Consider the following 22741-nt stretch of genomic DNA (forward strand, 5'->3'; position numbering starts at 1 on the left):
GGTTCAGGCCGTCGGATCAGCCGGCCGGCCGGTCCAGTCCGGCGGTCGCTGGTCACGGTAGGCCCGCACGCCTTCGCGTGCGTCCTCGTGCGCCATCAGTCGCAAGTGAATCTCGGTCTCCCTGGCGCCGACGGCCGGGCGGTCCAGGTCGAAGGAGTCCCACAACAACCGCTTGCTGGCCGCCACCGACATCGGCGCGGTGTTGGTGGCGATGTCGTGGGCAAGCTCATGTGCGGCGGGGAGCACCTCCGGTGCGGGCAGAACTCTGCTGCCGAGGCCGAGTGCAACGGCGCGATGCCCGTCAAAAGTGGCTCCGGTCAAGAGAATCTCCGCGGCGTTGGAGATGCCCACCAGTCGCGGGAGGACCCAGTGCGAATACGCGTCGCCGACCATGCCGCGCCGGGCCTGCACCACGCCGTAGCGTGCGTCGGCGGCGAAGATCCGGATGTCGCACTGCAGCGCCAGGGTCAGTCCGAGCCCGATCGCATGTCCGTTGACCGCAGCGATCACTGGCTTGGCCAGGGTCCATGCCGGCACCGCGATGCCGGCCGCGCTGAATTCCTTGCCGGGCTCAGCAAATGTGCGCTCCCCCGCGCCGAGATCGGCACCCGCGCAGAACGCCGGCGGGGCCCCGGTCAGCACGATCGCCCGGACGCCGTCCTCGCGATCGCACCGCGTGTAGGCGTCAGCGAGTTCCTCGCCCATCCCGTCACCGAACGCGTTGCGCTGCCGCGGACGGTTGAGCGTGATGGTCGCAACAGCACGGTCGAGCGTGACCCGCAGGGTGCGGTAATCCGGCAGGTCAAGGCCAGTGGGCAAGGGGAACTCCATCCGGTGGACGACGGGTGCCGCAGATCTTCTAGTGTGCATGTGCCGCCTCCTCCTACCCGCACTGGCCGTAAAGTCGGGTTGTGAATCCCGCAGATCGAACATCGGAATCCGAACTGGAAATCTGGCGGGGCAAGGCGTACCCGCTGGGCGCGACCTACGACGGCTCTGGCACCAATTTCGCGGTGTTCAGCGAGGTCGCCGAGCGGGTCGAACTGTGTCTTTTCGACGATGACGGCGAGGGGAACCTGCAGGAGACCCGGATTGCCCTGCCCGAGGTCGACGGGTTCGTCTGGCACGGTTTCGTCCCCAGCATCGAGCCGGGGCAGCGCTACGGCTACCGTGTGCACGGGCCCTACGATCCGGCCGCCGGGCACCGGTGCAATCCGAACAAGCTCGTGCTCGATCCGTACGCCAAGGCCATCGACGGCGCGTTCACCTGGGGCCAGCCGCTGTTCGCCTACAACTTCGGCGACCCGGACAGCCGCAACGACGACGACTCCGCGACGAACATGCCGAAGGCGGTGGTGATCAACCCCTACTTCGATTGGGCCGTCGACCATCGCCCCGGGCATGAGTACGCCGACACCGTCATCTACGAAGCCCACGTCAGGGGGCTGACCCAGACCCATCCGGACATTCCCGAGCAGCTGCGCGGAACATATGCCGCCGTCGCGCATCCAGCGATCGTCGAGCATCTGAAGTCATTGGGCGTCAACGCGATCGAGTTGATGCCCGTGCACCATTTCGTGGACGACTCCGGTCTCGTCGAGAAGGGATTGTCGAACTACTGGGGCTACAACACGATCGGGTTCCTCGCTCCCGACCCGCGCTACAGCTCCAGCAACACACCCGGCGGGCACGTTCAGGAATTCAAGGCGATGGTGCGCGAACTGCACGCCGCCAACATCGAGGTCATCCTCGACGTGGTCTACAACCACACCGCCGAGGGCAACCACATGGGGCCGACGCTGTCTATGCGCGGCATCGACAACGCCGCCTACTACCGGCTGGTCGACGACGACAAGCGCTACTACATGGACTACACCGGCACCGGCAACAGCCTCAACGTCGGGCACCCACATTCGCTTCAGTTGATCATGGACTCGTTGCGGTACTGGGTGACGGAGATGCACGTCGACGGCTTCCGCTTCGACCTGGCCTCGACACTGGCGCGGGAGTTCTACGACGTCGACCGCCTGAGCACGTTCTTCGAACTGGTGCAACAGGACCCGATCGTCAGCCAGGTCAAGCTGATCGCCGAGCCGTGGGACGTCGGGCCCGGTGGCTATCAGGTGGGCAACTTCCCGCCACTGTGGACGGAGTGGAACGGCAAGTACCGCGACACCGTACGCGACTATTGGCGTGGTGAACCGGCCACGCTCGACGAGTTCGCGTCGCGGCTTACCGGGTCTGCCGATCTGTACGAGCAGACCGGACGCCGTCCCTTCGCCTCGATCAACTTCGTCACCGCGCACGACGGGTTCACACTGCGAGACCTGGTGTCCTACAACGAAAAGCACAACGAGGCCAACGGCGAGGACAACCGGGACGGCGAGAGCAACAACAAATCGTGGAACTGCGGCGTGGAGGGTCCGACGGACGAGGCAGCCATCAACGACCTGCGCACCCGTCAGCAGCGCAACTTCCTGGCCACTCTGCTGCTGTCACAAGGTGTTCCGATGATCTCGCACGGTGACGAGCTGGGCCGCACGCAGCGGGGCAACAACAACGTGTATTGCCAGGACAGCGACATCTCGTGGATCGACTGGGCCAATGCCGACAACGATCTCATCGAGTTCACCCGGTCGGTGTCTGCGCTGCGGGCCGCCCACCCGGTGTTCCGGCGGCGGCGCTTCTTCGACGGTCGACCGGTCCGCCAATCCGGCGCGCCCGGAACTCCCGACATCGCATGGTTCGCACCCGACGGTTCGGACATGACGGCCGAGGACTGGGAGACCGGCTATGCCAAGTCCGTCGCGGTGTATCTGAACGGCCAGGGCATCGCCGATCTGGACATTCGCGGGCAGCGCGTCGTCGACGATTCCTTCCTACTGTGCTTCAACGCACACTACGAACCCATCGAATTCGCGTTACCGCCGTCCGATTTCGGAGACCAGTGGGTTCCCGTCATCGACACCGCCGCAAACTTCGACACCGATCCGATCGCCGCCGGCGGCCGCGTCGACGTCGATGCCCGAGCGGTGCTGGTGTTGCGGTGCGATCAAAAATGACACCTGCGTAGAAGTTGCTAACACCACCGAAATCCCGGGCTGTACCAGGAAATATGGTAGCTTTTTCAAATAGCAGCCGTGGCCGCCTAGCAGGCGCCGAGTTAACCCTCGGTGCCACCGGCCGGGCGGGCCGGGGGTAGAAGCCGAAGAGCGGCGGCAACCACCCTGCGGCCACGGCTGCGGCATTTCTCCCTGTTTGCCGGTTCCCCATTTCAGCCGGTGCCAGAACCTCCATGTGAAATACCTCTGTTACAGAGGTATTGTGGGCGGCATGGCAGATCTGGTCGGCGAGCTGTTCAGCGTCGTCGGCCGGTTCCGCAGACAGTTGCGGCGGTCCACCGGAGGGGGTTTCGATGCCGCCGGCTTGACGCAGTCCCAGGGCGAACTGCTGCGGCTGGTGGGCCGTCACCCCGGGATATCGGTGCGGGAAGCCGCGGCCGAACTCGGCCTGATGCCCAACACCGCTTCCACGCTGGTCTCGCGGCTCGTCGCCGACGGCATGCTGGTCAGAGCGGTGGACGACAGTGATCGTCGCGTCGGCCGGTTGCAGCTCACCCCGCCCGCACAGCGCATCGCAGACGAAACACGGGCCGCACGCCGCGCCGCACTGTCTGCCGTCCTGGATCAACTCGACGATGCTCAGATCGACGTCCTGGCAAGAGGGTTGGACGTCCTTGACGAGCTGACCCGGTTGTTGCGAGAGAGGCAGACATGACTCAACCGTTCGCGATCGACTGCACCCGCCTGACCCATCGGTACGGGAAGTTCACCGCCGTCGAGGATCTGACGTTGCAGGTGCGGCCCGGCGAGACGCTGGGACTGCTCGGCCCCAACGGGGCCGGTAAGACCACGGTGGTGCGGGTGCTCACCACCCTGACCCCGGTCCAAAGCGGCGAGGTCAAAATCTTCGGCCTGGACACGGGCAAGCACACGATGGACATCCGGCACAACATCGGATATGTACCACAACAACTTTCGATCGAGTCGGCGTTGACCGGCAGGCAGAACGTGGAGTTGTTCGCACGCCTCTACGACGTGCCGCGCGCCGAGCGTTCCGAACGCGTCACCGCAGCGCTGGAATCGATGCAGCTGCTCGACGTCGCCGAGGCCACGGCAGGCACGTACTCCGGCGGCATGGTGCGCCGCCTCGAGCTGGCCCAAGCACTGGTCAACCGGCCCCTGCTGCTGATTCTCGACGAGCCGACGGTCGGACTGGACCCTATTGCGCGCGACAGCGTCTGGGAACAGGTCCGGCGCATGCAGGCCGAGTTCGGCATGACCGTCTTGCTTACCACGCACTACATGGCCGAAGCCGACGCGTTGTGTGACCGGGTGGCACTCATGCATCACGGCCGGTTGCAGGCGCTCGGAACGCCCGGTGAGTTGAAGGCCTGCGTCTCCGGCCAGACCGGCTCAGACGCCACGTTGGAGGACGTCTTCCGGCACTACGCGGGTTCGGATCTCGAGGCCGACTCCCGAGGTTCCGGCCTGGCCGATGTCCGCTCGACAAGGAGGACGGCCCGCCGTGTCAGCTGACTCCACCGCAACCACACTGGTCCTCGCGCCGCGCGGGATCCGCCGCGTCCGCGGCTTGGCGCTGCGGATGAGCGCGTTCGCACTGGTCGAACTCCAGAAGCTCCGCCACGACCGGACCGAGCTGTTCACCCGCCTGGTTCAACCCGCCCTGTGGCTGCTGATCTTCGGCCAGACGTTCAGCAAGCTGCATGTCGTCGACACCGGCGGACTGCCGTATCTCGAATTTCTGGCGCCGGGCATCATCGCCCAGTCGGCGTTGTTCATCTCGATCTTCTACGGCATCCAGATCATCTGGGACCGGGACGCGGGCATCCTGGCGAAGTTGATGGTGACGCCCACACCCGCATCGGCGCTGGTGACCGGTAAGGCATTCGCCGCAGGCGTGCGGTCGGTCGTGCAGGTGCTCGGCGTGGTGGCGCTGGCGTATCTGATGGGGATCGCGATGACGGCCAACCCGCTGCGGATCCTGGCCGCGATGGGCGTGGTGGTGCTGGGGTCGGCGTTCTTCGCGTGCCTGTCCATGACGCTGGCCGGGCTGGTGCGTAAACGCGATCGGCTGATGGGCATCGGGCCAGGCCATCACCATGCCGCTGTTCTTCGCATCCAATGCGCTCTATCCCGTCGACATCATGCCGGGCTGGCTGCGCTGGCTCAGCATGGTCAACCCGCTCAGTTACGAGGTCAACGCGTTGCGCGGGCTACTGATCGGCACCCCGACGAACTGGGCGCTCGACATCACCGTGCTGGTCGTGGCCGCGGTGCTCGGCGTGGCCGCCGCGTCGACGCTGCTGCGCAGGCTGGTGCGTTAGCCAGACCGTTAGCCTCCCAACCAACCGGTGGTTTAGGGTGCAGACATGCAGCTAGCCCTCACGCCGGAGGAAGCCGCGTTCCGCGACGAACTCCGCGCCTTCTACACCACGAAGATTCCCGCTGAGATCCGCGAACGGTCTCGCCAGGGGCTGGAGTTGAGCAAAGAGCACATCGTCACCGCCCACAAGATCCTGCATGAGCACGGTCTCGCGGTGCCGAACTGGCCGGTCGAATGGGGCGGCAAGGACTGGACGCCCAACCAGCACCAGATCTGGCTCGACGAGATGCAGCTGGCCTGCGTGCCCGAGCCGCTGACGTTCAACGCCCGAATGGTCGGCCCGGTGATCGCCGAGTTCGGCTCCCAGGAGATCAAGGAGCGGTTCCTGCCGCCGACCGCGGCGCTGGACATCTGGTGGTGCCAGGGCTTCTCCGAGCCCGAAGCCGGGTCCGACCTTGCCTCGCTGCGCACCACCGCGCTCCGCGACGGCGACAGTTACGTGGTCAACGGCCAGAAGACCTGGACCACCCTGGGTCAGCACGCCGACTGGATCTTCTGCCTGGTCCGCACCGACCCGCAGGCCCCCAAGCGGCAGGCCGGTATCTCGTTCCTGCTGATCGACATGAACACCCCGGGTGTCACGCTTCGTCCGATCAAGCTGATCGACGGCGGCTTCGAGGTCAACGAGGTCTTCTTCGAAGATGTCCGGGTGCCGGCCGACCAGCTCGTCGGCGAGGAGAACCAGGGCTGGACCTACGCGAAGTTCCTGCTGGGCAACGAGCGCACGGGCATCGCCCAGGTGGCGCGGACGAAGGTTCGCCTCGCCGACGTCAAGGAACGCGCGGAGGCCAACGGGCTGCTGGCCGATCCGCTGTTCGCCGCGCGGCTCGCCGAAGCCGAGAACGACGTGCTCGCCTTGGAACTCACCCAGATGCGGGTGACATCGGCATCGTCCGACGGCAAGCCGAGCCCGGCCTCGTCGGTGCTCAAGCTCCGCGGCAGCCAGCTGCAGCAGACCGCCACCGAACTGCTGGTCGAGGTGGCAGGCGCGGACGCGCTGCCGTTCGACGCGGGTGACATCGCCTCGCCCGAATGGGCACAACTGGCCGCACCGCATTACCTGAACTATCGCAAGACCTCGATCTACGGCGGCAGCAACGAGGTTCAGCGCACCATCATCGCGTCCACCATTCTCGGATTGTGAGTTGAGCCATGGATTTTCAGCAAACTGACGAACAGACCCTGCTGGCCGACACCACCCGTGACCTGCTTTCGGCGAGCTACGACAACGCCGAAACGCGCAACAAAGTCGTCGACTCCGACCCCGGTTACAACCCGCAGGTGTGGAGTCAGCTCGCCGAAACCGGCGTACTCGGGCTGGGTTTCGATGAGGATTCCGGCGGCCAGATCGAGATCATGTTGGTTCTCAACGAAATCGGCCGCCAGCTGGCACCCGAACCGGTGCTGCACGGCGCGATCGGGCCCGGCTCGATCATCGCCGAACTGGGCACCGACGCCCAGCGTGCGCTGCTCGACGAGGTGGCCGCCGGTCAACGGCTACTGGCCTTCGCGCACGCCGAACCCGGCGTGCGCGGTGCTGCGATCACCACGAAAGCTGCCCGCGAAGGCGATTCGTGGACGTTGACCGGCACCAAGAATCCGGTGCTGGCCGGCGACGCGGCCGACACCGTGATCGTCAGTGCAGCGCTGCCCGACGGTGGTATTGGTTTGTTCCTCGTCGACGTCACCGCGGTGACCCGCATGAGTTACCGAACTTTCGACGGCCGCCGCGGCGCCCAGATCGACCTCACGTCGACCCCGGCCGAACCGCTCGGCGACGCGGTCGACGCCACCGACGCCATCACCCGTGCGCTGGTGCGGCTTTCGGCAGCCCTGTGCGCCGAGGCAGTCGGCGCGATGGAGCAGGCGCTGCGCCTGACGACCGAATACCTCAACGCTCGCAAGCAGTTCGGGGTCACGCTGAGCAAGTTCCAGACCCTCACCCAGCGGGCCGCCGACATGTACATGTCGCTCGAACTCGCCCGCAGCATGAGCCTCTACGCCGCGATGTCCATCGCCGACGGTCAGTTCGATCCGGTGATCGCGGCGCGCGCCAAGCTCCAGATCGGGCGCTCCGGCAGGCACATCGCGCAGGAATCCATCCAGCTGCACGGTGGCATCGGGGTGACCGCGGAATACCCGGTCGGCCATTACGCCGCGCGGCTCACCGCGATCGAGCACACCCTCGGGTCCTCGCAGAACCAGTTGCACACGCTGATCGATCAGCTGGACCGCTACGAGATCGTCACGCTGTAGGGGCCACTTTCCTCGCCGAGCAGACGCAGACTCGCACCATAACCCCTCGGGTAATGCGATTCTCTGTCTGCTCGCGGGAGAACTCAGCCCACCAGGCGGGTGACCGAGCCCAGCGGGATTCGCAGCCAGCTGGGCCGGTGCCTGACCTCGTAGGCCGCCTCGTACACCGCTTTGTCCAACTCGTAGGCGGTCAGCAACTCGGCGTGCTCGCGCGGATCGCTACCCGCGACCGTCGCGTAGCCGTCGCAGAACGCCGCACTGTTGCGGTCCACCCATTCCCGCGCGCGCGCCGCCAACTGCCTGGCTCGGTCGTCTTCGTCGGACTGATCGACCAACCGTTGATGTGCTGCGTACTCGAACGATCTGAGGATGCCCGCGACATCGCGAACCGGGGTGTCGGGCCGGCGACGTTGCTCCAGCGGCTGGCCGGGTTCGCCTTCGAAGTCGATCAGCAGCCAGCGCTCGGGGGTGCGCAACACCTGACCGAGATGCAGATCGCCGTGTACCCGCTGCACGGTCAACAGTTCGCCGGCCAGCTTGTGGTACCGCTCCTCGATCAACGGAACATGTTGCTGCAGTTCGGGTACCGCCTCCGCCGCGGCGGAAAGCCGGTCCAGCATGATCTCGAGCGGGAACGGTGCGGTCTCGGCGCCGAGTGCCTCGGCCAGGCAGGCGTGCACCGACGCGACCGCCTCACCGAGCCGGTACGATTCGCCCGCGAAGTCTCCGCCCACCTCGTCGGCGTACAGGTCGCCTTCCGCGAACAGGTCACGGGTGCTGGCGGTGGCCATGTCCCAGCCTTCTGCGGAGTTTGCGGCGAACTCGGCGAGCATCCCCAATGCGAACGGGGCTCCATCCCAACTTGTTTCGATGGATCCCAGCAAGCGAGCGACATGCGGATTGCCCGCCCTGGCCAGTACCCGGTTGAGTTCGATGTCCGGGTGTACCCCCGGGGTGATGCGGCGGAACACCTTCAGCACGGCGTCCTGCCCGAACACCACACTGGTGTTGCTCTGCTCGGCTGCCGACACGCGCGGCGGGGCTTCCAGCGGCAGCGTGACGTCGGGTTCACGAACGAACGCCACGCCGTCCACCGTCGCAGACTCGTCGATCAGCGAGAGCAGGTACTGCGCGGAACCCGGTTCGTACAGCGCGTCATAGGCGGTCCGGCCGTCCGCAGTGCCGATCGTGGCGACCGAACTGTATTCCTCGATCGGGCCGCCACCCCAGTGCACGATCACCTGGTAGCGCTCGGCCGTGCCGTCGGAGTAGGACGCATCCAGCAGGACGAGTTCCGTGTCTTCACCCAGCCGCACCACCATACCCGGTGCGGCAGAGTCTAATTCACGGTTGCGGCCGGCATACCATCGTTGTTGGCGTAGCCAATCGGCGAATTGGATGTTCATTGCTGCACTCCCGGTTCTTCCTCGGGCTCGCGAAGCTGGAACCAGTAGAACCCGTGCCCAGGCAGGGTGAGCAGGTACGGCAGCTGCCCGATACTGGGGAACTCGACGTAGCCGGACATCTCGATTGGCGTGTACCCGTTCCACTGCTGCAGGTTCAGCTCGATGGGCTGCGGGAACCGCGACAAGTTGTTGACGCACAACACCGCATCGTTGGTGCCGTCTTCGGCGGTGGCCGCGTCGATCTCGCGGACGAAGGCCAGCACCGACGGGTTGGACCCGCCCAACTCGCGGAACGTTCCCACGGCGAACGCATCATGGCGGCCGCGCACCGCAAGCATGTGGCGCGTCCAGTTCAACAGCGAATTGGAGCTGTCCCGTTGGGCTTCCACGTTGACCGACTGATACCCGTAGATCGCATCCTGATTCGGCGGCAGGTACAACCGCCCCGGATTTGCCTTGGAGAACCCGGCGTTACGGTCCGGCGTCCACTGCATCGGGGTGCGCACACTGTCCCGATCGCCGAGCCAGATGATGTCGCCCATCCCGATCTCGTCGCCGTAGTACAGCACCGGGGAACCCGGCAGTGACAACAGCAGCGCGGTGAACAGCTCGATCTGGTTGCGGTCGTTCTCCAGCAGCGGGGCGAGCCTGCGGCGGATGCCGACATTGGCTTTCATCCGCGGGTCTTTCGCATACTCGGCGTACATGTAGTCACGCTCTTCGTCGGTGACCATCTCCAGCGTGAGCTCGTCGTGGTTTCGCAGGAAGATGCCCCACTGCGCCATGTCGGGAATGGGCGGGGTGTTCGCCAGGATCTCCGAGATGGGGAACCGCGACTCGCGTCGCACCGCCATGAAAATCCTTGGCATCAACGGGAAATGGAACGCCATGTGGCACTCGTCGCCGCCGGTGACCGGATCGCCGAAGTACTCCACCACATCGGCGGGCCACTGATTGGCCTCGGCCAGCAATACCCGGCCGGGGAACTCGTCGTCGATGACCTTGCGGCAGTGCTTGAGGAACGCGTGCGTTTCCGGCAGGTTCTCGCAGTTGGTGCCCTCGCGTTCGAACAGGTACGGCACAGCGTCCAGCCGGAAGCCGTCGATGCCGAGGTCCAGCCAGAACCGCAGCGCGTCGATCATCGCTTCCTGCACGGCAGGGTTGTCGTAGTTGAGGTCGGGCTGGTGGGAGAAGAACCGGTGCCAGTAGAACTGTCGGCGCACCGGGTCGAACGTCCAGTTGGATTCCTCGGTATCGACGAAGATGATCCGCGCGTCCTGATACTTCTCGCTGGTATCGCTCCAGACGTAGAAGTCTCCGTACGGCCCGTCGGGGTTGCGCCGGGACTCCTGGAACCAGTGGTGCGAGTCGGAGGTGTGGTTCATCACGAGGTCGGTGATGACGCGGATCCCGCGCCGGTGTGCGGCGTCCAGCAGCGTGACGAAGTCCTCGACGGTGCCGAATTCCGGCAGCACCTTGTAGAAATCGCGGATGTCGTAGCCACCGTCGCGCAGCGGCGAATCGTAGAACGGCGGCAGCCACAGGCAGTCGACGCCGAGCCACTTGAGGTAGTCAAGCTGTTCGGTGAGCCCACGGAGGTCCCCGATGCCGTCGGCGTTGGTGTCGTAGAACGCCCGCACCAGCACCTCGTAGAAAACCGCCCGTTTGAACCAGCCGAGATCAGTCGGCAGCGTGCGGGCATGGGCGAAATCCTCGGCAGTGGGATGCTCCACCACTCCGGCTTCAACGTGGCTGCCCTGAGTTTCGTCCATCAGTCTTTCAACGTACCCACTTCGCCGCCGCCCGACACCCGCGCTCATGCGCGATCCGCCTCCGGCTCCTCGCTGAAAGGCCGAAACGATCCTGCAGCAACGCGATTCGCCGAAGGCGACGCGTTTGCGGGAAAACTAACGGTTGAATAAGAAGCGACGGCGGGTTAGGTTTTCCCCGATTTGATCTTGCCGGCGACCGGACCGGCGACCGAAAATTCGAGGGATGGCCCGTGGCTGAGTCGGCACCTAATGATGGTGAAGCACCCGTAATCGTTGGTCTGTCCGATGCGGCGATGCACATGTACACCGCCGCCATCGACGCACTGCCGTCGGTCGGTGATTCGGAATTCCCAGAGCGGGCGGCAGTGGTGTTCAGCGGTCTGCGCAAATTGCAGGCCTCGTTGTCCGAGGCGGCCGGACGCAGCCGCGTCACTCCGTCGGTCATCGTCGCGCTGAGCGGTGTGCGCAGCCGCTACGACGAGCTGATGACGATCGCCGCCGATGGGCCGGGGGCGACTCTGGGCCAGCGGCTCTATGTCGCCCGGCTGCGCGCCAAGCTGACGACTGCCGAAGCCGCGAACGGCATCGGGGTTCGCCAGGATCTCATCGAGGCCGTGGAAGCCGAAGAACCGGTGACCGAAGCCGAAACCGCGCAGATCAAGGATCTGATCGCCGCATTGGGCGGCTGAGTGGACCATGGCGACCCGGGGGACGCCCCCTCGGTTCCACCACCGCTGACCCCGATGGCCGACGTCGTTCGGCCATCGGCTGCGGAAGAGGCCCGCACGATCGCCGCGTCGACCAACGTCGGCACGGTGGCGACGCTGACCGCCGACGGCGACCCCTGGGCGTCATTTGTCACCTATGGTCTGCTCGGCGGGGCACCGGTGCTGTGCGTGTCCAACATGGCCGAGCACGGCCGCAATCTCGCCGGTGACCCGCGGGCCAGCATCGCGATCGTGGCACCGGAAACCGAATCCGATCCCTTGGCCAGCGGCCGGGTCACCCTGGCCGGCGTGGCGCAACGCCCGGTGGGCGAGGAGTTGGCCGCCGCCCGCGAGGCCCACCTCGCCGCGGTCGCCGCGGCGAAGTACTACATCGATTTCAGCGACTTCTCGGTGTGGGTATTGCGCGTGCACCGGGTGCGCTGGGTCGGTGGTTACGGCCGGATGGATTCCGCGACGGGCCAGGCCTACGTCGCGGCCGAACCCGATCCGGTGCGGCCGCGCGCGGCAGGGGCGATAGAGCACCTCAACGCCGACCACGCTGCGTCACTGGCCGCGATGGCCCGCACTCTCGGCGGCTACCCCGACACGACGACGGCGGTATGCACCGGCGCCGACCGCTACGGCCTGGACCTGCGGGTCACCACCGATCGCGGGGTGGCCTACACCCGGGTCGGCTATGGCGCGCCGATCAGGTCATACGACGAGCTGCGCGGGGCCACAGTCGAATTGGCTCGGCGCGCTCAAGCCGATTCGGCGCACCGCGCCGGCCAGGGCTGAACGTCTTACCAGGTGCAATACGATCGCGGGTATGTCTGACGCGTCCAAGCGCCCCGAGACCTGGCAAGCCGCCTTCGAGCTGATCCGCACCCGCGGGTACGAGCATCGTGAAGAGCCGTTCCGTCTGGTCAGCGGACAGCTCAGCCATGACTACATCGACGGCAAGTACGCGATCGACACCGGTGAGCGGATGGCGATCGTCAGCCGCGCGGTCGCCGATCTGGCCGCGGCGCGCGGTATCGAGTTCGATGCCGTCGGCGGGCTCACGATGGGTGCCGACCCGCTGGCCCACGGCGTGGCGATGGTGACCGGCAAGGCCTGGTTCTCGGTACGCAAGGAGCAGAAGACCCGTGGCCGCGAGCAGTGGATCGAAGGAACCCGGTTGACGCCCGGCATCCGCGTACTGCTTGTCGACGACGTGATCAGCACCGGTGGCTCGACCGAGATCGCTTACGAGCGCGTGACGGCGGCGGGCGCGGCCGTCACCGGCGTCATCCCGATGGTGGACCGCGGCGACGTCGCGGCCGGGCGCTTCGCGCGACTCGGGGTGCCGTTCGCCGCGCTGGTGACCTACCGCGATCTGGGGATCGAACCGGTCAAGGACGTCTGATCCCCCGTAGCTAGATCACCAGGACGGGCGCGGGCTCCAACCCGACAGTCACTGCAGCGCCCGTCTCGAAGGCGCGCGCCTGGACGCTCGGCAGTTGCGCATGGATCACCGAGCCGCCGGGCAGCGTCAGGTACACGCGCGAAATCGGGCCCAGGAACGCGACAGACGCCACCTCCGCGGTACCGGCCGGGTCGGCACGCACCATGACCGACTCCGGGCGCACCATCGCCAGGCCCGCGCCGGCGTCGATTGAACCGGGCAGCGTCGGGACTTCGGTGCCGAGCAGTTGTGCGTGGCCGTTCAACACCTGCGCGGGCACCTTGTTGTGCAAACCGACGAACTCCGCGACAAACGGGGTCGACGGGTTGGCGTACAAGTCGGCGGGTGCGGCGAGCTGCTCGAGTTTGCCATGGCTCATCACGCCGACCCGGTCGGCAACGGCGAGCGCCTCCTCCTGGTCGTGAGTGACGAACAGGGTCGTGGTTCCGAGCTCCAACTGAACCCGTCGAATCTCGTCACGCAGCTGCGTGCGCACCTTCGCATCCAGTGCCGACAGTGGCTCGTCGAGCAGCAGCACCCTGGGCTGGATCGCCAGCGCGCGGGCCAGCGCGACACGCTGCTGCTGACCACCGGACAACTCACTGGCGTACTTGTGTCTATGCTCGGCCAGGCCGACCAGGTCCAACATATCGTCGGCCCGAGAAAGCCTTTCCCCCTTGCCCTTTCCGCGCATCTTCAAACCGAACGCGACGTTGTCCAAGACGGTCAGATGCGGGAACAGGCTGTACGCCTGGAACACCATGCCCATGTCGCGCTTGTTGGCCGGCACCGAACTGAGGTCCCGGCCGCCGACGGAGACGCTGCCCGAGGTGGCCTCGTCGAGTCCGGCCAGGATGCGCAACGCGGTGGTCTTGCCGCAGCCCGACGGTCCGAGCAGAGCCACCAACTCACCGGGTTCGATGCGCAGGCTCAGACCGTCGAGCGCCTTGACGTCGCCAAAAGTGCGCGTCAGGTCGCGAAGTTCGACAGCGGCACCTTTATTGCTCCTCACGTCCGCGGCCATCACGCCTGCTCTCCTAACCTGCGCCGCCCCCGGGTGACCGCCGCCAGAGCCAACAACAGTACGAACCCGAGCAGCAGGACCGCCAACGAGGCAGCCACCGAGGTGGGGCCGTCACTCTTACCGATCGCGACGATCTGCACCTGCAACGTCTGGAATCCGCTCAGCGACGCGATGGTGTATTCGCCGAGCACCACGGCGATGGATATGAAAGCGGCGGAAAGGATTCCAGGCCAGATGTTCGGCACGATCACCCGGGTGATCGTGCTCATCCACCCAGCCCCCAGCGAACGCGCGGCCTCGGCCAGCGTCTGCAGGTCGATGGCCGACAGCGCCGAGTCGATGGACCGGTAGGCGAACGGCAGCACCAACACGACGTAGACGAACGTCAGCGTGAGCGCAGACTCGCCGAGAAAGTACGTGACCCAGAGGTAGACGTTGCGCAGCCCGACCACGATCACCAGCGCCGGGATCGCCAACGGCAGCAGGCACAGAAACTCCACTGCGCGCTGAGCCCACCGCGCCCGCAGGCGCACCCAGATCATCGTCGGCACCAACAGGATCAGCATCGCGACGACCGTGAAAACCGCTAACAGCAGGGAGATCACGATCGCCTCATACAACGCGTCGTCGGTGACGAGGTTGCGCCAGGCAACCAGGGTCCGGCCGCCGGCGAACAGGTTGCGGGTGGAGAAATCCGCCATCGCATAGAGCGGGAACAGGAAGAACAGCCCGAACACCGCCCAGAGGGACAGCCGCACCGCCCGCTTCATTTCAGCCACCTCGCGGTCCGTCGGACCAAGGCGTTGTACGCGACCATCACCACCGCCACCACGACGATCATCTCCAATGCCAGCGCATAGGCGAATCCTGACTGTCCCAGCACCACCTCACTGGTCAAGGACGCCCGAATCAACAGCGGAACTATCGGAGCGCCCTGGCTCACCAGTGCCGCAGCGGTGGCGTACGCGGCAAAAGCATTGGCGAACAACAACAACGCCGAGCCCAGGAAGGCCGGGGTCAACAACGGCACCGCAACCTCCCGCAGGTACTGCCACCTCGAGGCGCCGAGGCTCACGGCGGCCTCCCGCCACTGCTTGCGCAGCCCTTCGAGGGCCGGGATGAAGACGATCACCATCAGCGGGATCTGAAAGTACGTGTACACCAGGACGAGTCCGGCCAAGCCGTACAACCAGCCGGACCCGGCCAGGTCCCAACCGAGATGCTCGGCCGCCCACAGTGTCAGCACACCGTTGAGGCCGATCGTCGCGAGGAACGCGAAAGCCAATGCCACGCCGCCGAACTGGGCCAGGACACTGCACAGGGCCAGTACCGAGCGGCGCAGCATCGACTCCGGCGCGCTGCTGACAATCAACCAGGCCAGCACCGCGCCGAACACCGCGCCGAGCAGGGCGGTGCTCGCCGACAGCAGCACGCTCTTACCCAACGCCGCCAGCGCGGTTCCGGTGAACAGCGCGGCAATCCGGTCGAGCGAGAAGGACCCGTCTGCGACGAAGGCCATCACGATCACCGTCAGCGTCGGGACGATCAGGAACACCGTGACCACCGCCAGGAAAGGCAGCAGCGGCACGGCGTCCCGGAACTGACGGAGAGTGGGGCGCGGCATGGACCGCCTCAGCCGATCGCCGTGGCCCAGTTGTCGGCCAGATACTTGGTGGCCGCCTCCGTCTGCTGCGGGCTGGGGACAGTGACGGGGCCGTGGACGATCGGCATGGAGCTGGCCACCGCCTGATCGAGCGTGCCTGCGCCCGTCATGTTTTCGGCGCGCACGGGACGAACACCCCCGGCTCCGTACAGGTTCTGCCCTTCGTCACTGAACAGGAACTCTTGCCACAGCCGCGCCGCCGCCGGGTGCGGGGCGTCCTTGTTGATCGCCTGGTAGTAATACCCCGCGACCGCGGCGTCCTGCGGGACCAGCACCTGCCAGCTCGGAAGCTTCTTGGTTTCGGAGGCATTGGTGTAGTTCCAGTCGATCACCACCGGGGTCTGACCCGACTCGATGGTGGCCGGTGTCGGGTCGACGGGCAGGAAGTTGCCCGCCTCCTTGAGTTTTGCGAAGAACTCGACACCGGGGGCGATGTCGTCTGCGGCCCCGCCCTGCGACACCGCGACCATCAGCACCCCCGAGAACGCCGCGCCGGCCTGAGTGGGGTCGCCGTTGAGCGCGACCTTGCCCTGGTACTCGGGTTTCAGCAGATCGTCGATGCTGGTTACCGGAGGCACCTTCGAGGAATCGAAGCCGATCGACATATAGCCGCCGTAGTCGTTCACCCAGACGCCGTCGGGATCCCGGTATGCCGCCGGGATGTCATCGAAGGTGGCCACCTTGTACGGCGCGAACATCGCGGTGTTCGCCAGCGCCACCGACTGCCCGAGATCGAACACATCAGGGGCGGTGCTCTTGCCCTTCTGTTGATTGGCGGCGTTGATCTCTTCCTGGCTGGAGGCGTCGGGCTGAGCCGAGTTGACCTTGATCCCGTACTTGTCGGAGAACGCCTGAATGATCGCGCCGTAGTTCGCCCAATCCGGCGGAAGCGCAATCACGTTGAGCTCGCCCTCGGCCTTGGCCGCCTCGATCAGTTTGTCCATCCCACCGAAATCCGCCGCGGATTTCGCCTCGGACGCCTTGACGCCGGTTTCGGTTTCGCCTCCGGAAGTCTCCTTTTCGGGCGGGGCGCAGGCCGCGAGGCCAACGACGACCAAAGCCGAGGCAGTAACCGCGGCAGCCCGCGGGAAGAACCGTGAAATCAGCATTGCCAAACCTTCCGGTGGTGAGGAAGCGTCAAAGTGGCGCACCGGTTACCGAATCTCGTCGCCTGAATGAACGACCCAAAGTGGATATCGCCGAGCGCATCGCACCCTATCGTGGCCACGCCGAATTCGCGTGACGTTCGCCGCCGAACGGTCCGAAGCAGGCTTTGCCGCGAATTTCCCCAGGTGGTGCCGTTAACATCGAATGGTGTCTGAACGCGAAGCCGGGGGAGGCTTCGATTACCTGTGGGAGGAACCGGCCCCGGGACCCGAAGTCGGGTCGGATGCGCGGCCCGATACAGGGCCCGATGCAGGGCCCGATGGGTTCGACGCGTTCGACATCAACACCTGGAATTTCAAACCTGCCCCGGTGCCCTGGTACCGCACTCGCGGTGCGGCCATCGCGCTGATCGCCGCCGGGGTGGCTGCGGCTGCGATCGTGGTGTCGGTTGTCCTGCTGTTGTTGCGGGACGCCCCATCGTCGGTCGACCGGGACGAACCGACGTCGGTGGCCCCGACGGCCGGCACCACTCCCCCGACGCCGTCGCCGACGCTGCGCGTCGGGGTGCCACCCGCACCGCCGCCACCTCCACCGCCGACGCAAGAAGCGCCCCGTTCCCCGGTGTATCGGCCCACCCAGCGGCCGCGCGAGTCGAAGAAGCCGGAGATCGGGGTGACCCGCACCCCCGTCACCCGGTCACCGATCAGCGTCGCTCCCGAGCCGAGGCGTCCGCGGAACTGAGCCTCGCGGCCTACGCTTGAGCGATGGCCGGGTTCGACGCTGTCACCGAATTCGCGAACGCGCCCGCCGCAGTGCTGGCGACGCTGGGTTCCGACGGCGGACCGCATCTGGTGCCGGTGGTGTTCGCGGTACACATCAGCACCGAGCAAGGCGCCGACCATGCCACGGTGTACACCGCGGTGGACGCCAAACGTAAGTCCACCCACAAGTTGCGCAGGCTCGCCAACATCGAACACGACGCGAGGGTGAGCCTGCTCGTCGACCACTACACCGACGACTGGACGCAGTTGTGGTGGGTGCGGGCCGACGGGCAGGCGGCCACGCACTACAGCGGTGACGAGATGGCCACCGGCTACGGGCTGCTGCGCGCCAAATATCCGCAGTACCAACGGATTGCGTTGGACGGTCCGGTCATCACGGTCGATGTGACGCGCTGGTCCTCCTGGCAGGCCTGACGTGTTCGAGGTGTTCTGGCGCCCGAGCGGCGTTCCAACACCAGACAAATTGGTGGCAATCCCGCCTACCAACCTCGGTTAGTGTCTTTGCCAACGCATGGAACCGAACAGGTGAACGGAGACTGCTTGTGGAGGTTGACCCTGAGATCCTGCGCGCCTTCGCCGGTCAGGTGGACATCGCATCAGGGCTGATCCGCGAAGCTGACGTCGGGACCAAAGTCGCCACCGCCGCTGACGGTCTGGATGGATCGACCACACAGTGGGCGGCAAGACTCGTGGGCGCGCACGTCAAAGAGGTTGTCGAGCAGATCGCCACCAATGTCAACGAGATGGGTACCGCAGTGCGTGGTGCGGGCGACACGTACGAAGTGAACGACGCCGACCTGGCGGGCACCTTCAAAGGAATCTTCTGAGTCATGCTGCCGTCGCGCCCGCGGCTGGAACGCTGGAATCCCGACTCTCTGACGTTCACCGCCCAATCGATCACCGACGGCGGCCTGGCCGTTGGCAACGCCGTGACAGCGATCAGCGACAACATCAAGACCATGCCGGACACCAAGGCATGGTCGGGCGGCGCTCACACAGCAGCCACGGAGATGTTCGAGCGGGCCAAGACGCAGACGGACTCCTTCTCGACATACACCACGGCGGTCGCTGAAGCTTTCAACGGCGGCGCCGACACCATCGGCGCGACCCGAACCGCACTGCTGAACAAGGCCGACGAGATCGACAAGGGAGGCCAGCTACACGTCAGCGATCAATGGGTGGTGTTAATCGCCGGTGGCCAAATGACCGTCGAAGAGGCGGCCGCGTTGGAAAGGCGGGCCCAGGCCGAACAGGTCACCGTCAACGGAATGCTGTTCGAGGTGGGTGCTGCCGACGAAGGTACTGCCGCCAAAGTGAGCGCGGCCGGCCAACCCCATGGCTTCCAAGCGCCCGACCCGACCAGCCTGGACAATCTGTTCCCCGGCATGACGAAACCAGGTGACGACGTACCCAACCCGATGACAACTACTGGACTCATGCAGCAGGCCATCCTGCGAGACGGAGACATGTCACAAACGATCCGGGAAACGCGGGTGGAGACGCGGTATGACCCCGCCACTGGAGAAGAGGTGGCCACAATCACGACTACATATATGCTGGACGGCAGCAAAGCCGTCAAGACGGTCAATGCCCAAGCAGACTTTTCGGATCGAGGGCCGCTTACTACCGAAGTGCATTTCGACAAGGATGGCAACAAGGTCTCCGAAACGACATCCGTCACATATGAAGATTGGGCCGGCAACGGTTTAGGCGGCGCAAAATCAACCACTATCCAGTACGCAGACGGGACGGTCGTCAACTTAAGGGAGTGGCCCGACGGCAGAAAATCCGGCACCATACTTGCCGATGATCAGCAGGCCGACGTTCCGATCAATCTTTTCGATCACCCCATTATGAGTTCCCTGAGTGCCGGAGCTTCCGCTGTGCCGGGCCCGGGTGGAAAGTACGGCGGGCCGGGGATCAGCGTCGCGACAGCATTATGGGACATAGCAGTGGCGGACTCCAACTTCGAGAAATGCGTCGCCACGGCCGAGGGGGTCACCTCGGTGGCTACGGGCACACTGGCCGGACTAGCGACTTCAGGCGCCACACCGGTGGTGTCCATCCCAGTGGCCCTCTTTGCAGCTGGAGGCGGCGAAGCCCTCGGCAACTGGATCGGCAACACATTTTGTCCGCGATGAAAGTTTCTGCGCGAGCAATATTGCTTTCACTTGTGTTAGGTGGAATTGGAGTATTTTCCGGCGTCTGGGTTCTGGTTTGGCTGCTCCGCGGGAGCTATCTAACGGGACTAATCATTCTCGGGGTGACGATATGGGCGTTTGGTTTCGCTGCCTATATGGTTTATGCGACGTCGGGTGCGGCGAAACCAAGGAAAGAATGGGGCGCGGCGGGCACCCTGCTTCGACCGCAAAGATGCGTGGACGCAGTGTTCGTCGCGTCTACCACGGCGGTATTCCTCGCGGCGGCACTCTACCTAGCGTTTTCCCAGTTTGGGATGGTTGATTACGTTCCGTCGGGGGTTATGCGGGGGCTGGTCCCTGCAGCCTGTGGTGCCCTCGCGCTATTCGGCGCGCCAACCCTTTATCGGATGTTCAAGCACCGGGGCGGAAGCCATCTACGTCTCGATCCGCGGGGCTTCGAAGTGTGGGAAGGCCAATGGAATTCATTCGTACGTGGCACATGGGATGAAGTTGAGCAGATTTTGGATCACCCGACTCGGGGGGGAAAGCCATTCCACGAGGTGATCGTTTTTGCTCTCCCCCAAGGCCGCAGCGTCAAGCTGGTCTCCGACACCATCACCGGCAACAGCCACGCGCTCCGCGAGTGGGTGCGGTTCTATTGGCAACACCCCGAATGCCGCGGGGAACTCACCGACGAGCGCGCCCTGCGCCGTCTCGATGAGGAGAAGTTCACCACCGAATGACGCTGCAACTGAAGGGATCTGACGCATCGAGTCAGCCGCTGAGCAGCTGGTCCCGACTGATGGCGGCGGTGCTCGTAGTGGCTGCGCTGCTGTCGTCGACAGGGTGTGTCGTTGATGGCCGCCCGGTCCCCGATAAGTTGCCGACCGCTGCGGAACTGGGTTTGCCTGAACAGGCCCTGCTTGCGATGCCCATGCGCAGCCAACCGGTATCGGGCTGGAAGATCGGCGCAGCCACACTCGGACTGGATCCCAATGCCCACATCCGTTACTCACCGATCGGCAACATCGGGGACCGAGCGGTCTTTCTGGCGATGACCGCTCAGGACTGGTCGGTGATCGGTATCGACGTCAGCAACGGACACAAACTGTTCGAGCCGGTCAGATTGGGTCGTCACGAAAGCGCCGAAGCCATGCTGGCCTCCGCCTGTTTTGCCAATGGCCCGAAAATGGTCGTGTGCCTTCGAGGCGGCACCGAACCGGATGCCCCGACACATGCCTGGGTAGTCGACACCGACACCGGTGGGTTGCTGTACGACGGCCCCACCGAACTGAATTGGTCCATGCCCAAGGCAGATCCGGCCGTCCAGCAACTCGGCGATTACCTGGTGGCCACTGTTGATGATCAGGGAGTCTATGGTGTCGGTCCCCACGCCGAGCTGACCTGGCACGTGCCGGGCACCGGGTTCGTGTCATTCCCGAAAGACGACGACAGGGATGTCCCCGCGCCTGCCCTGGCAGTGCAGTCCCGTCTGCGTGAGCCAGACGTGGTGTTCTCCCTCGCCGACGGCAAGATACTCACACCGACGGTTCCCGCCGGCGAGGAAATTCGTCGCGTCGCTGTCTACCCCGGCGGGTTCGCCTACGAGCTTCGGCGCGGCACCACCGGGGCCGGTGTCGCATTCTTCGACAATGAAGGCCACCAGCAGGGCCGACTCGACAGTGAGGCGAGTCTGCTCACCGGCTCTGAGGTCGTGCCGCTAGCCCAAACCGACACGGAAGACCGAGTTCTCACGGTTGCCGGCAAGCTCCTACTGGAGTTGGCGAAATCAAAATTGATGCCCTACACCCGCCTGGCCGGCACGATACTGCTGGTCTCCACCGATGAGGACCGCCGCATCTGGCGACAGTTCGACCTGTCGACCGGCGAAGAAGGCAATACCTGTGACAACGAGGCGCTCTGGTATTCATATATCGGCTCCAGCGGCGACGTGGTCGTCATGGGCGGTGGCCGCAATACAAGAGCTCTGGCCCAGGCCATCGATCTGGCGACATGTGAAACCTTGTGGACGCTACCCGGATCGACCGATAGCGAAGCCAAAGACGTGTGGCGCGTGAACACCACACTCGTCCTCCGCGTCAACAACGAGCTGTCATCACTCGTCCCACCGGACTGACATCTCGGTGCGCCTGCCGGGGGCAACGTCATCGGCGATGAGTTCATCGATGCACGCGCGCAGCGTCTCAGCATCAAGCGGTTCGGCATAGCCGGCATCATCACGCGCATATAGGTAGTCGCCATCATCGTCGACCTGGACCAGATGACGGGCCGGGCCACGCAGCGACTGCACTGTCCCGATCGCCCCGACATCGCGTCCATCGACGATGTGGACGGCCGGACTTCTCGGACCCTCGTATGGGATCGGGAAGCCAAAGGCGTCATATTCGTCGATCGTCTCGGGCGGGGACGGAAGCCGATGATCCTGGCCGACAACGGCAATGCGGGCATGAGCACCCGCATCGGCGAGTCCGACCAAATCAGCGAGCACCGCACCCAAATCCGCCGGCGACACCGCGTAGATGTCGACGATGTCGACAACCTCAGGATCATTGCGCTGTACCGCAACAAACCCCAATCCGCCGGCCCGCAAGCCATTCAACCGAAGATCGAGAGAGTCCTCGTCGCGGTAACTGACCCGGCATCCCACGCAGACCTCGGCCCGCACAAAGGCTTCCACCCACGCTCGGACGCCACGAAGATCACCGCCGTGGAGGCGATCTTCGATCGGCTGCACATCTCTGGTGAGAAGCCACAGTGAACCCACCGGCCGACTGCGCCCCAGCGGATACGGCAACATGTCGCGGCCGAACAGTTCGCAGGCCGCCTCCAGATCGACCACCGCAACAGTACCCACCGGGTCCAAAGGCAGTGTCGTCGTGAGACTCGGCGTCTGCGTCATGGCGCCATTCTGGCAGCCTACAACTGGTCACGGTGCTCGTATCGTGGGAG

At 65.2% G+C, this 22741-nt stretch carries 23 protein-coding genes and 1 pseudogene; 15 read left to right on the top strand and 9 right to left on the bottom strand.

Features of this window, described 5'->3' with window-relative positions; translation table 11 throughout:
* Nucleotides 1-3: 3 nt before the first annotated feature.
* A complete protein-coding gene (locus ABQF30_RS12885; protein ID WP_448464962.1) occupies nt 4-831 on the bottom strand; it encodes an enoyl-CoA hydratase/isomerase family protein in 828 nt (275 codons plus the stop codon).
* 80 nt (nt 832-911) lie between these two features.
* On the opposite strand from ABQF30_RS12885, the gene glgX reads away from it, so the two are divergent.
* The 3 genes from glgX to ABQF30_RS12900 all read left to right on the top strand — a co-directional run bounded on the left by glgX (nt 912) and on the right by ABQF30_RS12900 (nt 4598).
* Nucleotides 912-3062, top strand: a complete 2151-nt coding sequence (gene glgX, locus ABQF30_RS12890; protein ID WP_448464187.1) for a glycogen debranching protein GlgX — start codon at nt 912-914, stop codon at nt 3060-3062.
* Between the two features lie 271 nt (nt 3063-3333).
* Nucleotides 3334-3777 (top strand): MarR family winged helix-turn-helix transcriptional regulator, encoded by a 444-nt coding sequence (locus tag ABQF30_RS12895; RefSeq protein WP_448464189.1) that lies wholly within the window; start codon nt 3334-3336, stop codon nt 3775-3777.
* On the top strand, nt 3774-4598 hold the full coding sequence (locus ABQF30_RS12900; RefSeq protein ID WP_448464191.1) for an ATP-binding cassette domain-containing protein: 825 nt from the start codon (nt 3774-3776) through the stop codon (nt 4596-4598). The genes ABQF30_RS12895 and ABQF30_RS12900 overlap by 4 nt, the downstream gene beginning before the upstream one ends.
* Here the strand turns inward: ABQF30_RS12900 and ABQF30_RS12905 are convergent.
* The gene (locus tag ABQF30_RS12905; RefSeq protein WP_448465000.1) at nt 4591-4788 is read right to left on the bottom strand and encodes a hypothetical protein; all 198 of its coding nucleotides are present in this window, start codon (nt 4786-4788) and stop codon (nt 4591-4593) included. The two genes, ABQF30_RS12900 and ABQF30_RS12905, sit on opposite strands and share 8 nt — an antisense overlap.
* Between ABQF30_RS12905 and ABQF30_RS12910 the strand changes: the two are divergent.
* From ABQF30_RS12910 to ABQF30_RS12920, 3 genes and pseudogenes are all read left to right on the top strand, one after another.
* Nucleotides 4720-5407 (top strand): annotated as a pseudogene (locus ABQF30_RS12910) (ABC transporter permease). The gene ABQF30_RS12905 and the pseudogene ABQF30_RS12910 sit on opposite strands and share 69 nt — an antisense overlap.
* 45 nt (nt 5408-5452) lie before the next feature.
* Entirely contained in the window at nt 5453-6610 is a 1158-nt protein-coding gene (locus ABQF30_RS12915; protein WP_448464193.1) for an acyl-CoA dehydrogenase family protein, read from the top strand.
* An 8-nt stretch (nt 6611-6618) separates the two neighbouring features.
* Nucleotides 6619-7722, top strand: coding sequence for an acyl-CoA dehydrogenase family protein (locus ABQF30_RS12920; protein WP_448464195.1), 1104 nt, complete (start codon nt 6619-6621; stop codon nt 7720-7722).
* Between the two features lie 83 nt (nt 7723-7805).
* Here ABQF30_RS12920 and ABQF30_RS12925 read toward each other — a convergent pair whose 3' ends face one another.
* Both ABQF30_RS12925 and treS read right to left on the bottom strand, forming a co-directional pair.
* On the bottom strand, nt 7806-9128 hold the full coding sequence (locus ABQF30_RS12925; RefSeq protein WP_448464197.1) for a maltokinase N-terminal cap-like domain-containing protein: 1323 nt from the start codon (nt 9126-9128) through the stop codon (nt 7806-7808).
* The gene (treS, locus tag ABQF30_RS12930; RefSeq protein ID WP_448464964.1) at nt 9125-10903 is read right to left on the bottom strand and encodes a maltose alpha-D-glucosyltransferase; all 1779 of its coding nucleotides are present in this window, start codon (nt 10901-10903) and stop codon (nt 9125-9127) included. Before treS ends, ABQF30_RS12925 begins: the two co-directional genes overlap by 4 nt.
* A gap of 296 nt (nt 10904-11199) precedes the next feature.
* On the opposite strand from treS, the gene ABQF30_RS12935 reads away from it, so the two are divergent.
* The 3 genes from ABQF30_RS12935 to ABQF30_RS12945 are packed head-to-tail and all read left to right on the top strand — an operon-like array spanning nt 11200 to nt 13015.
* Entirely contained in the window at nt 11200-11589 is a 390-nt protein-coding gene (locus ABQF30_RS12935; protein ID WP_448464966.1) for a hypothetical protein, read from the top strand.
* Between the two features lie 54 nt (nt 11590-11643).
* On the top strand, nt 11644-12405 hold the full coding sequence (locus ABQF30_RS12940) for a HugZ family pyridoxamine 5'-phosphate oxidase (protein ID WP_448464968.1): 762 nt from the start codon (nt 11644-11646) through the stop codon (nt 12403-12405).
* Between the two features lie 31 nt (nt 12406-12436).
* Nucleotides 12437-13015 carry an orotate phosphoribosyltransferase gene (locus ABQF30_RS12945; protein WP_448464199.1) on the top strand — a complete coding sequence of 193 codons (579 nt, stop codon included), beginning with the start codon at nt 12437-12439 and terminating at the stop codon, nt 13013-13015.
* Nucleotides 13016-13025: 10 nt separating this feature from the next.
* Here the strand turns inward: ABQF30_RS12945 and ABQF30_RS12950 are convergent, their stop codons facing one another.
* Genes ABQF30_RS12950 through ABQF30_RS12965 form a run of 4 tightly spaced genes read right to left on the bottom strand, consistent with a single transcriptional unit; the run spans nt 13026 to nt 16850 of the window.
* A complete protein-coding gene (locus ABQF30_RS12950) occupies nt 13026-14078 on the bottom strand; it encodes an ABC transporter ATP-binding protein (RefSeq protein ID WP_448464201.1) in 1053 nt (350 codons plus the stop codon).
* Nucleotides 14078-14848, bottom strand: a complete 771-nt coding sequence (locus ABQF30_RS12955) for an ABC transporter permease (protein WP_448464203.1) — start codon at nt 14846-14848, stop codon at nt 14078-14080. The genes ABQF30_RS12950 and ABQF30_RS12955 overlap by 1 nt, the downstream gene beginning before the upstream one ends.
* Nucleotides 14845-15702 carry an ABC transporter permease gene (locus ABQF30_RS12960; protein WP_448464205.1) on the bottom strand — a complete coding sequence of 286 codons (858 nt, stop codon included), beginning with the start codon at nt 15700-15702 and terminating at the stop codon, nt 14845-14847. The genes ABQF30_RS12955 and ABQF30_RS12960 overlap by 4 nt, the downstream gene beginning before the upstream one ends.
* 8 nt (nt 15703-15710) lie before the next feature.
* Entirely contained in the window at nt 15711-16850 is a 1140-nt protein-coding gene (locus ABQF30_RS12965; RefSeq protein ID WP_448464207.1) for an ABC transporter substrate-binding protein, read from the bottom strand.
* Nucleotides 16851-17052: 202 nt separating this feature from the next.
* On the opposite strand from ABQF30_RS12965, the gene ABQF30_RS12970 reads away from it, so the two are divergent.
* The 6 genes from ABQF30_RS12970 to ABQF30_RS12995 all read left to right on the top strand — a co-directional run bounded on the left by ABQF30_RS12970 (nt 17053) and on the right by ABQF30_RS12995 (nt 21908).
* The gene (locus ABQF30_RS12970; RefSeq protein WP_448464209.1) at nt 17053-17589 is read left to right on the top strand and encodes a hypothetical protein; all 537 of its coding nucleotides are present in this window, start codon (nt 17053-17055) and stop codon (nt 17587-17589) included.
* 23 nt (nt 17590-17612) lie between these two features.
* Nucleotides 17613-18044, top strand: coding sequence for a TIGR03668 family PPOX class F420-dependent oxidoreductase (locus ABQF30_RS12975; protein WP_448464211.1), 432 nt, complete (start codon nt 17613-17615; stop codon nt 18042-18044).
* A gap of 128 nt (nt 18045-18172) precedes the next feature.
* Nucleotides 18173-18457: a type VII secretion target gene (locus tag ABQF30_RS12980; RefSeq protein ID WP_448464213.1), complete on the top strand. Its 285-nt coding sequence runs from the start codon at nt 18173-18175 to the stop codon at nt 18455-18457.
* Between the two features lie 3 nt (nt 18458-18460).
* Nucleotides 18461-19771 carry a hypothetical protein gene (locus ABQF30_RS12985; protein WP_448464215.1) on the top strand — a complete coding sequence of 437 codons (1311 nt, stop codon included), beginning with the start codon at nt 18461-18463 and terminating at the stop codon, nt 19769-19771.
* 122 nt (nt 19772-19893) lie between these two features.
* Nucleotides 19894-20514, top strand: a complete 621-nt coding sequence (locus ABQF30_RS12990; protein WP_448464217.1) for a hypothetical protein — start codon at nt 19894-19896, stop codon at nt 20512-20514.
* Entirely contained in the window at nt 20511-21908 is a 1398-nt protein-coding gene (locus ABQF30_RS12995; RefSeq protein ID WP_448464219.1) for a 9-bladed beta-propeller domain-containing protein, read from the top strand. The genes ABQF30_RS12990 and ABQF30_RS12995 overlap by 4 nt, the downstream gene beginning before the upstream one ends.
* Here the strand turns inward: ABQF30_RS12995 and ABQF30_RS13000 are convergent.
* Nucleotides 21888-22691: a hypothetical protein gene (locus ABQF30_RS13000; protein WP_448464220.1), complete on the bottom strand. Its 804-nt coding sequence runs from the start codon at nt 22689-22691 to the stop codon at nt 21888-21890. The two genes, ABQF30_RS12995 and ABQF30_RS13000, sit on opposite strands and share 21 nt — an antisense overlap.
* Between the last annotated feature and the right edge of the window lie 50 nt (nt 22692-22741).

The organism is Mycolicibacterium sp. XJ870, assembly GCF_053483975.1.

Coding starts and splice junctions, on each gene's coding strand:
- ABQF30_RS12895 (WP_448464189.1), top strand. CDS start 3,334: ATGGCAGATCTGGTCGGCGAGCTGTTCAGCGTCGTCGGCCGGTTCCGC.
- ABQF30_RS12975 (WP_448464211.1), top strand. CDS start 17,613: ATGGCCGGGTTCGACGCTGTCACCGAATTCGCGAACGCGCCCGCCGCA.
- ABQF30_RS12935 (WP_448464966.1), top strand. CDS start 11,200: ATGTACACCGCCGCCATCGACGCACTGCCGTCGGTCGGTGATTCGGAA.
- ABQF30_RS12960 (WP_448464205.1), bottom strand. CDS start 15,702: ATGCCGCGCCCCACTCTCCGTCAGTTCCGGGACGCCGTGCCGCTGCTG.
- ABQF30_RS12925 (WP_448464197.1), bottom strand. CDS start 9,128: ATGAACATCCAATTCGCCGATTGGCTACGCCAACAACGATGGTATGCC.
- ABQF30_RS12885 (WP_448464962.1), bottom strand. CDS start 831: ATGGAGTTCCCCTTGCCCACTGGCCTTGACCTGCCGGATTACCGCACC.
- ABQF30_RS12940 (WP_448464968.1), top strand. CDS start 11,644: ATGGCCGACGTCGTTCGGCCATCGGCTGCGGAAGAGGCCCGCACGATC.
- ABQF30_RS12905 (WP_448465000.1), bottom strand. CDS start 4,788: ATGCAGCTTGCTGAACGTCTGGCCGAAGATCAGCAGCCACAGGGCGGG.
- ABQF30_RS12995 (WP_448464219.1), top strand. CDS start 20,511: ATGACGCTGCAACTGAAGGGATCTGACGCATCGAGTCAGCCGCTGAGC.
- ABQF30_RS12920 (WP_448464195.1), top strand. CDS start 6,619: ATGGATTTTCAGCAAACTGACGAACAGACCCTGCTGGCCGACACCACC.
- ABQF30_RS12970 (WP_448464209.1), top strand. CDS start 17,053: ATGGTGTCTGAACGCGAAGCCGGGGGAGGCTTCGATTACCTGTGGGAG.
- ABQF30_RS12950 (WP_448464201.1), bottom strand. CDS start 14,078: ATGGCCGCGGACGTGAGGAGCAATAAAGGTGCCGCTGTCGAACTTCGC.
- ABQF30_RS12985 (WP_448464215.1), top strand. CDS start 18,461: ATGCTGCCGTCGCGCCCGCGGCTGGAACGCTGGAATCCCGACTCTCTG.
- ABQF30_RS12955 (WP_448464203.1), bottom strand. CDS start 14,848: ATGAAGCGGGCGGTGCGGCTGTCCCTCTGGGCGGTGTTCGGGCTGTTC.
- ABQF30_RS12945 (WP_448464199.1), top strand. CDS start 12,437: ATGTCTGACGCGTCCAAGCGCCCCGAGACCTGGCAAGCCGCCTTCGAG.
- ABQF30_RS12915 (WP_448464193.1), top strand. CDS start 5,453: ATGCAGCTAGCCCTCACGCCGGAGGAAGCCGCGTTCCGCGACGAACTC.
- ABQF30_RS12900 (WP_448464191.1), top strand. CDS start 3,774: ATGACTCAACCGTTCGCGATCGACTGCACCCGCCTGACCCATCGGTAC.
- ABQF30_RS13000 (WP_448464220.1), bottom strand. CDS start 22,691: ATGACGCAGACGCCGAGTCTCACGACGACACTGCCTTTGGACCCGGTG.
- ABQF30_RS12965 (WP_448464207.1), bottom strand. CDS start 16,850: ATGCTGATTTCACGGTTCTTCCCGCGGGCTGCCGCGGTTACTGCCTCG.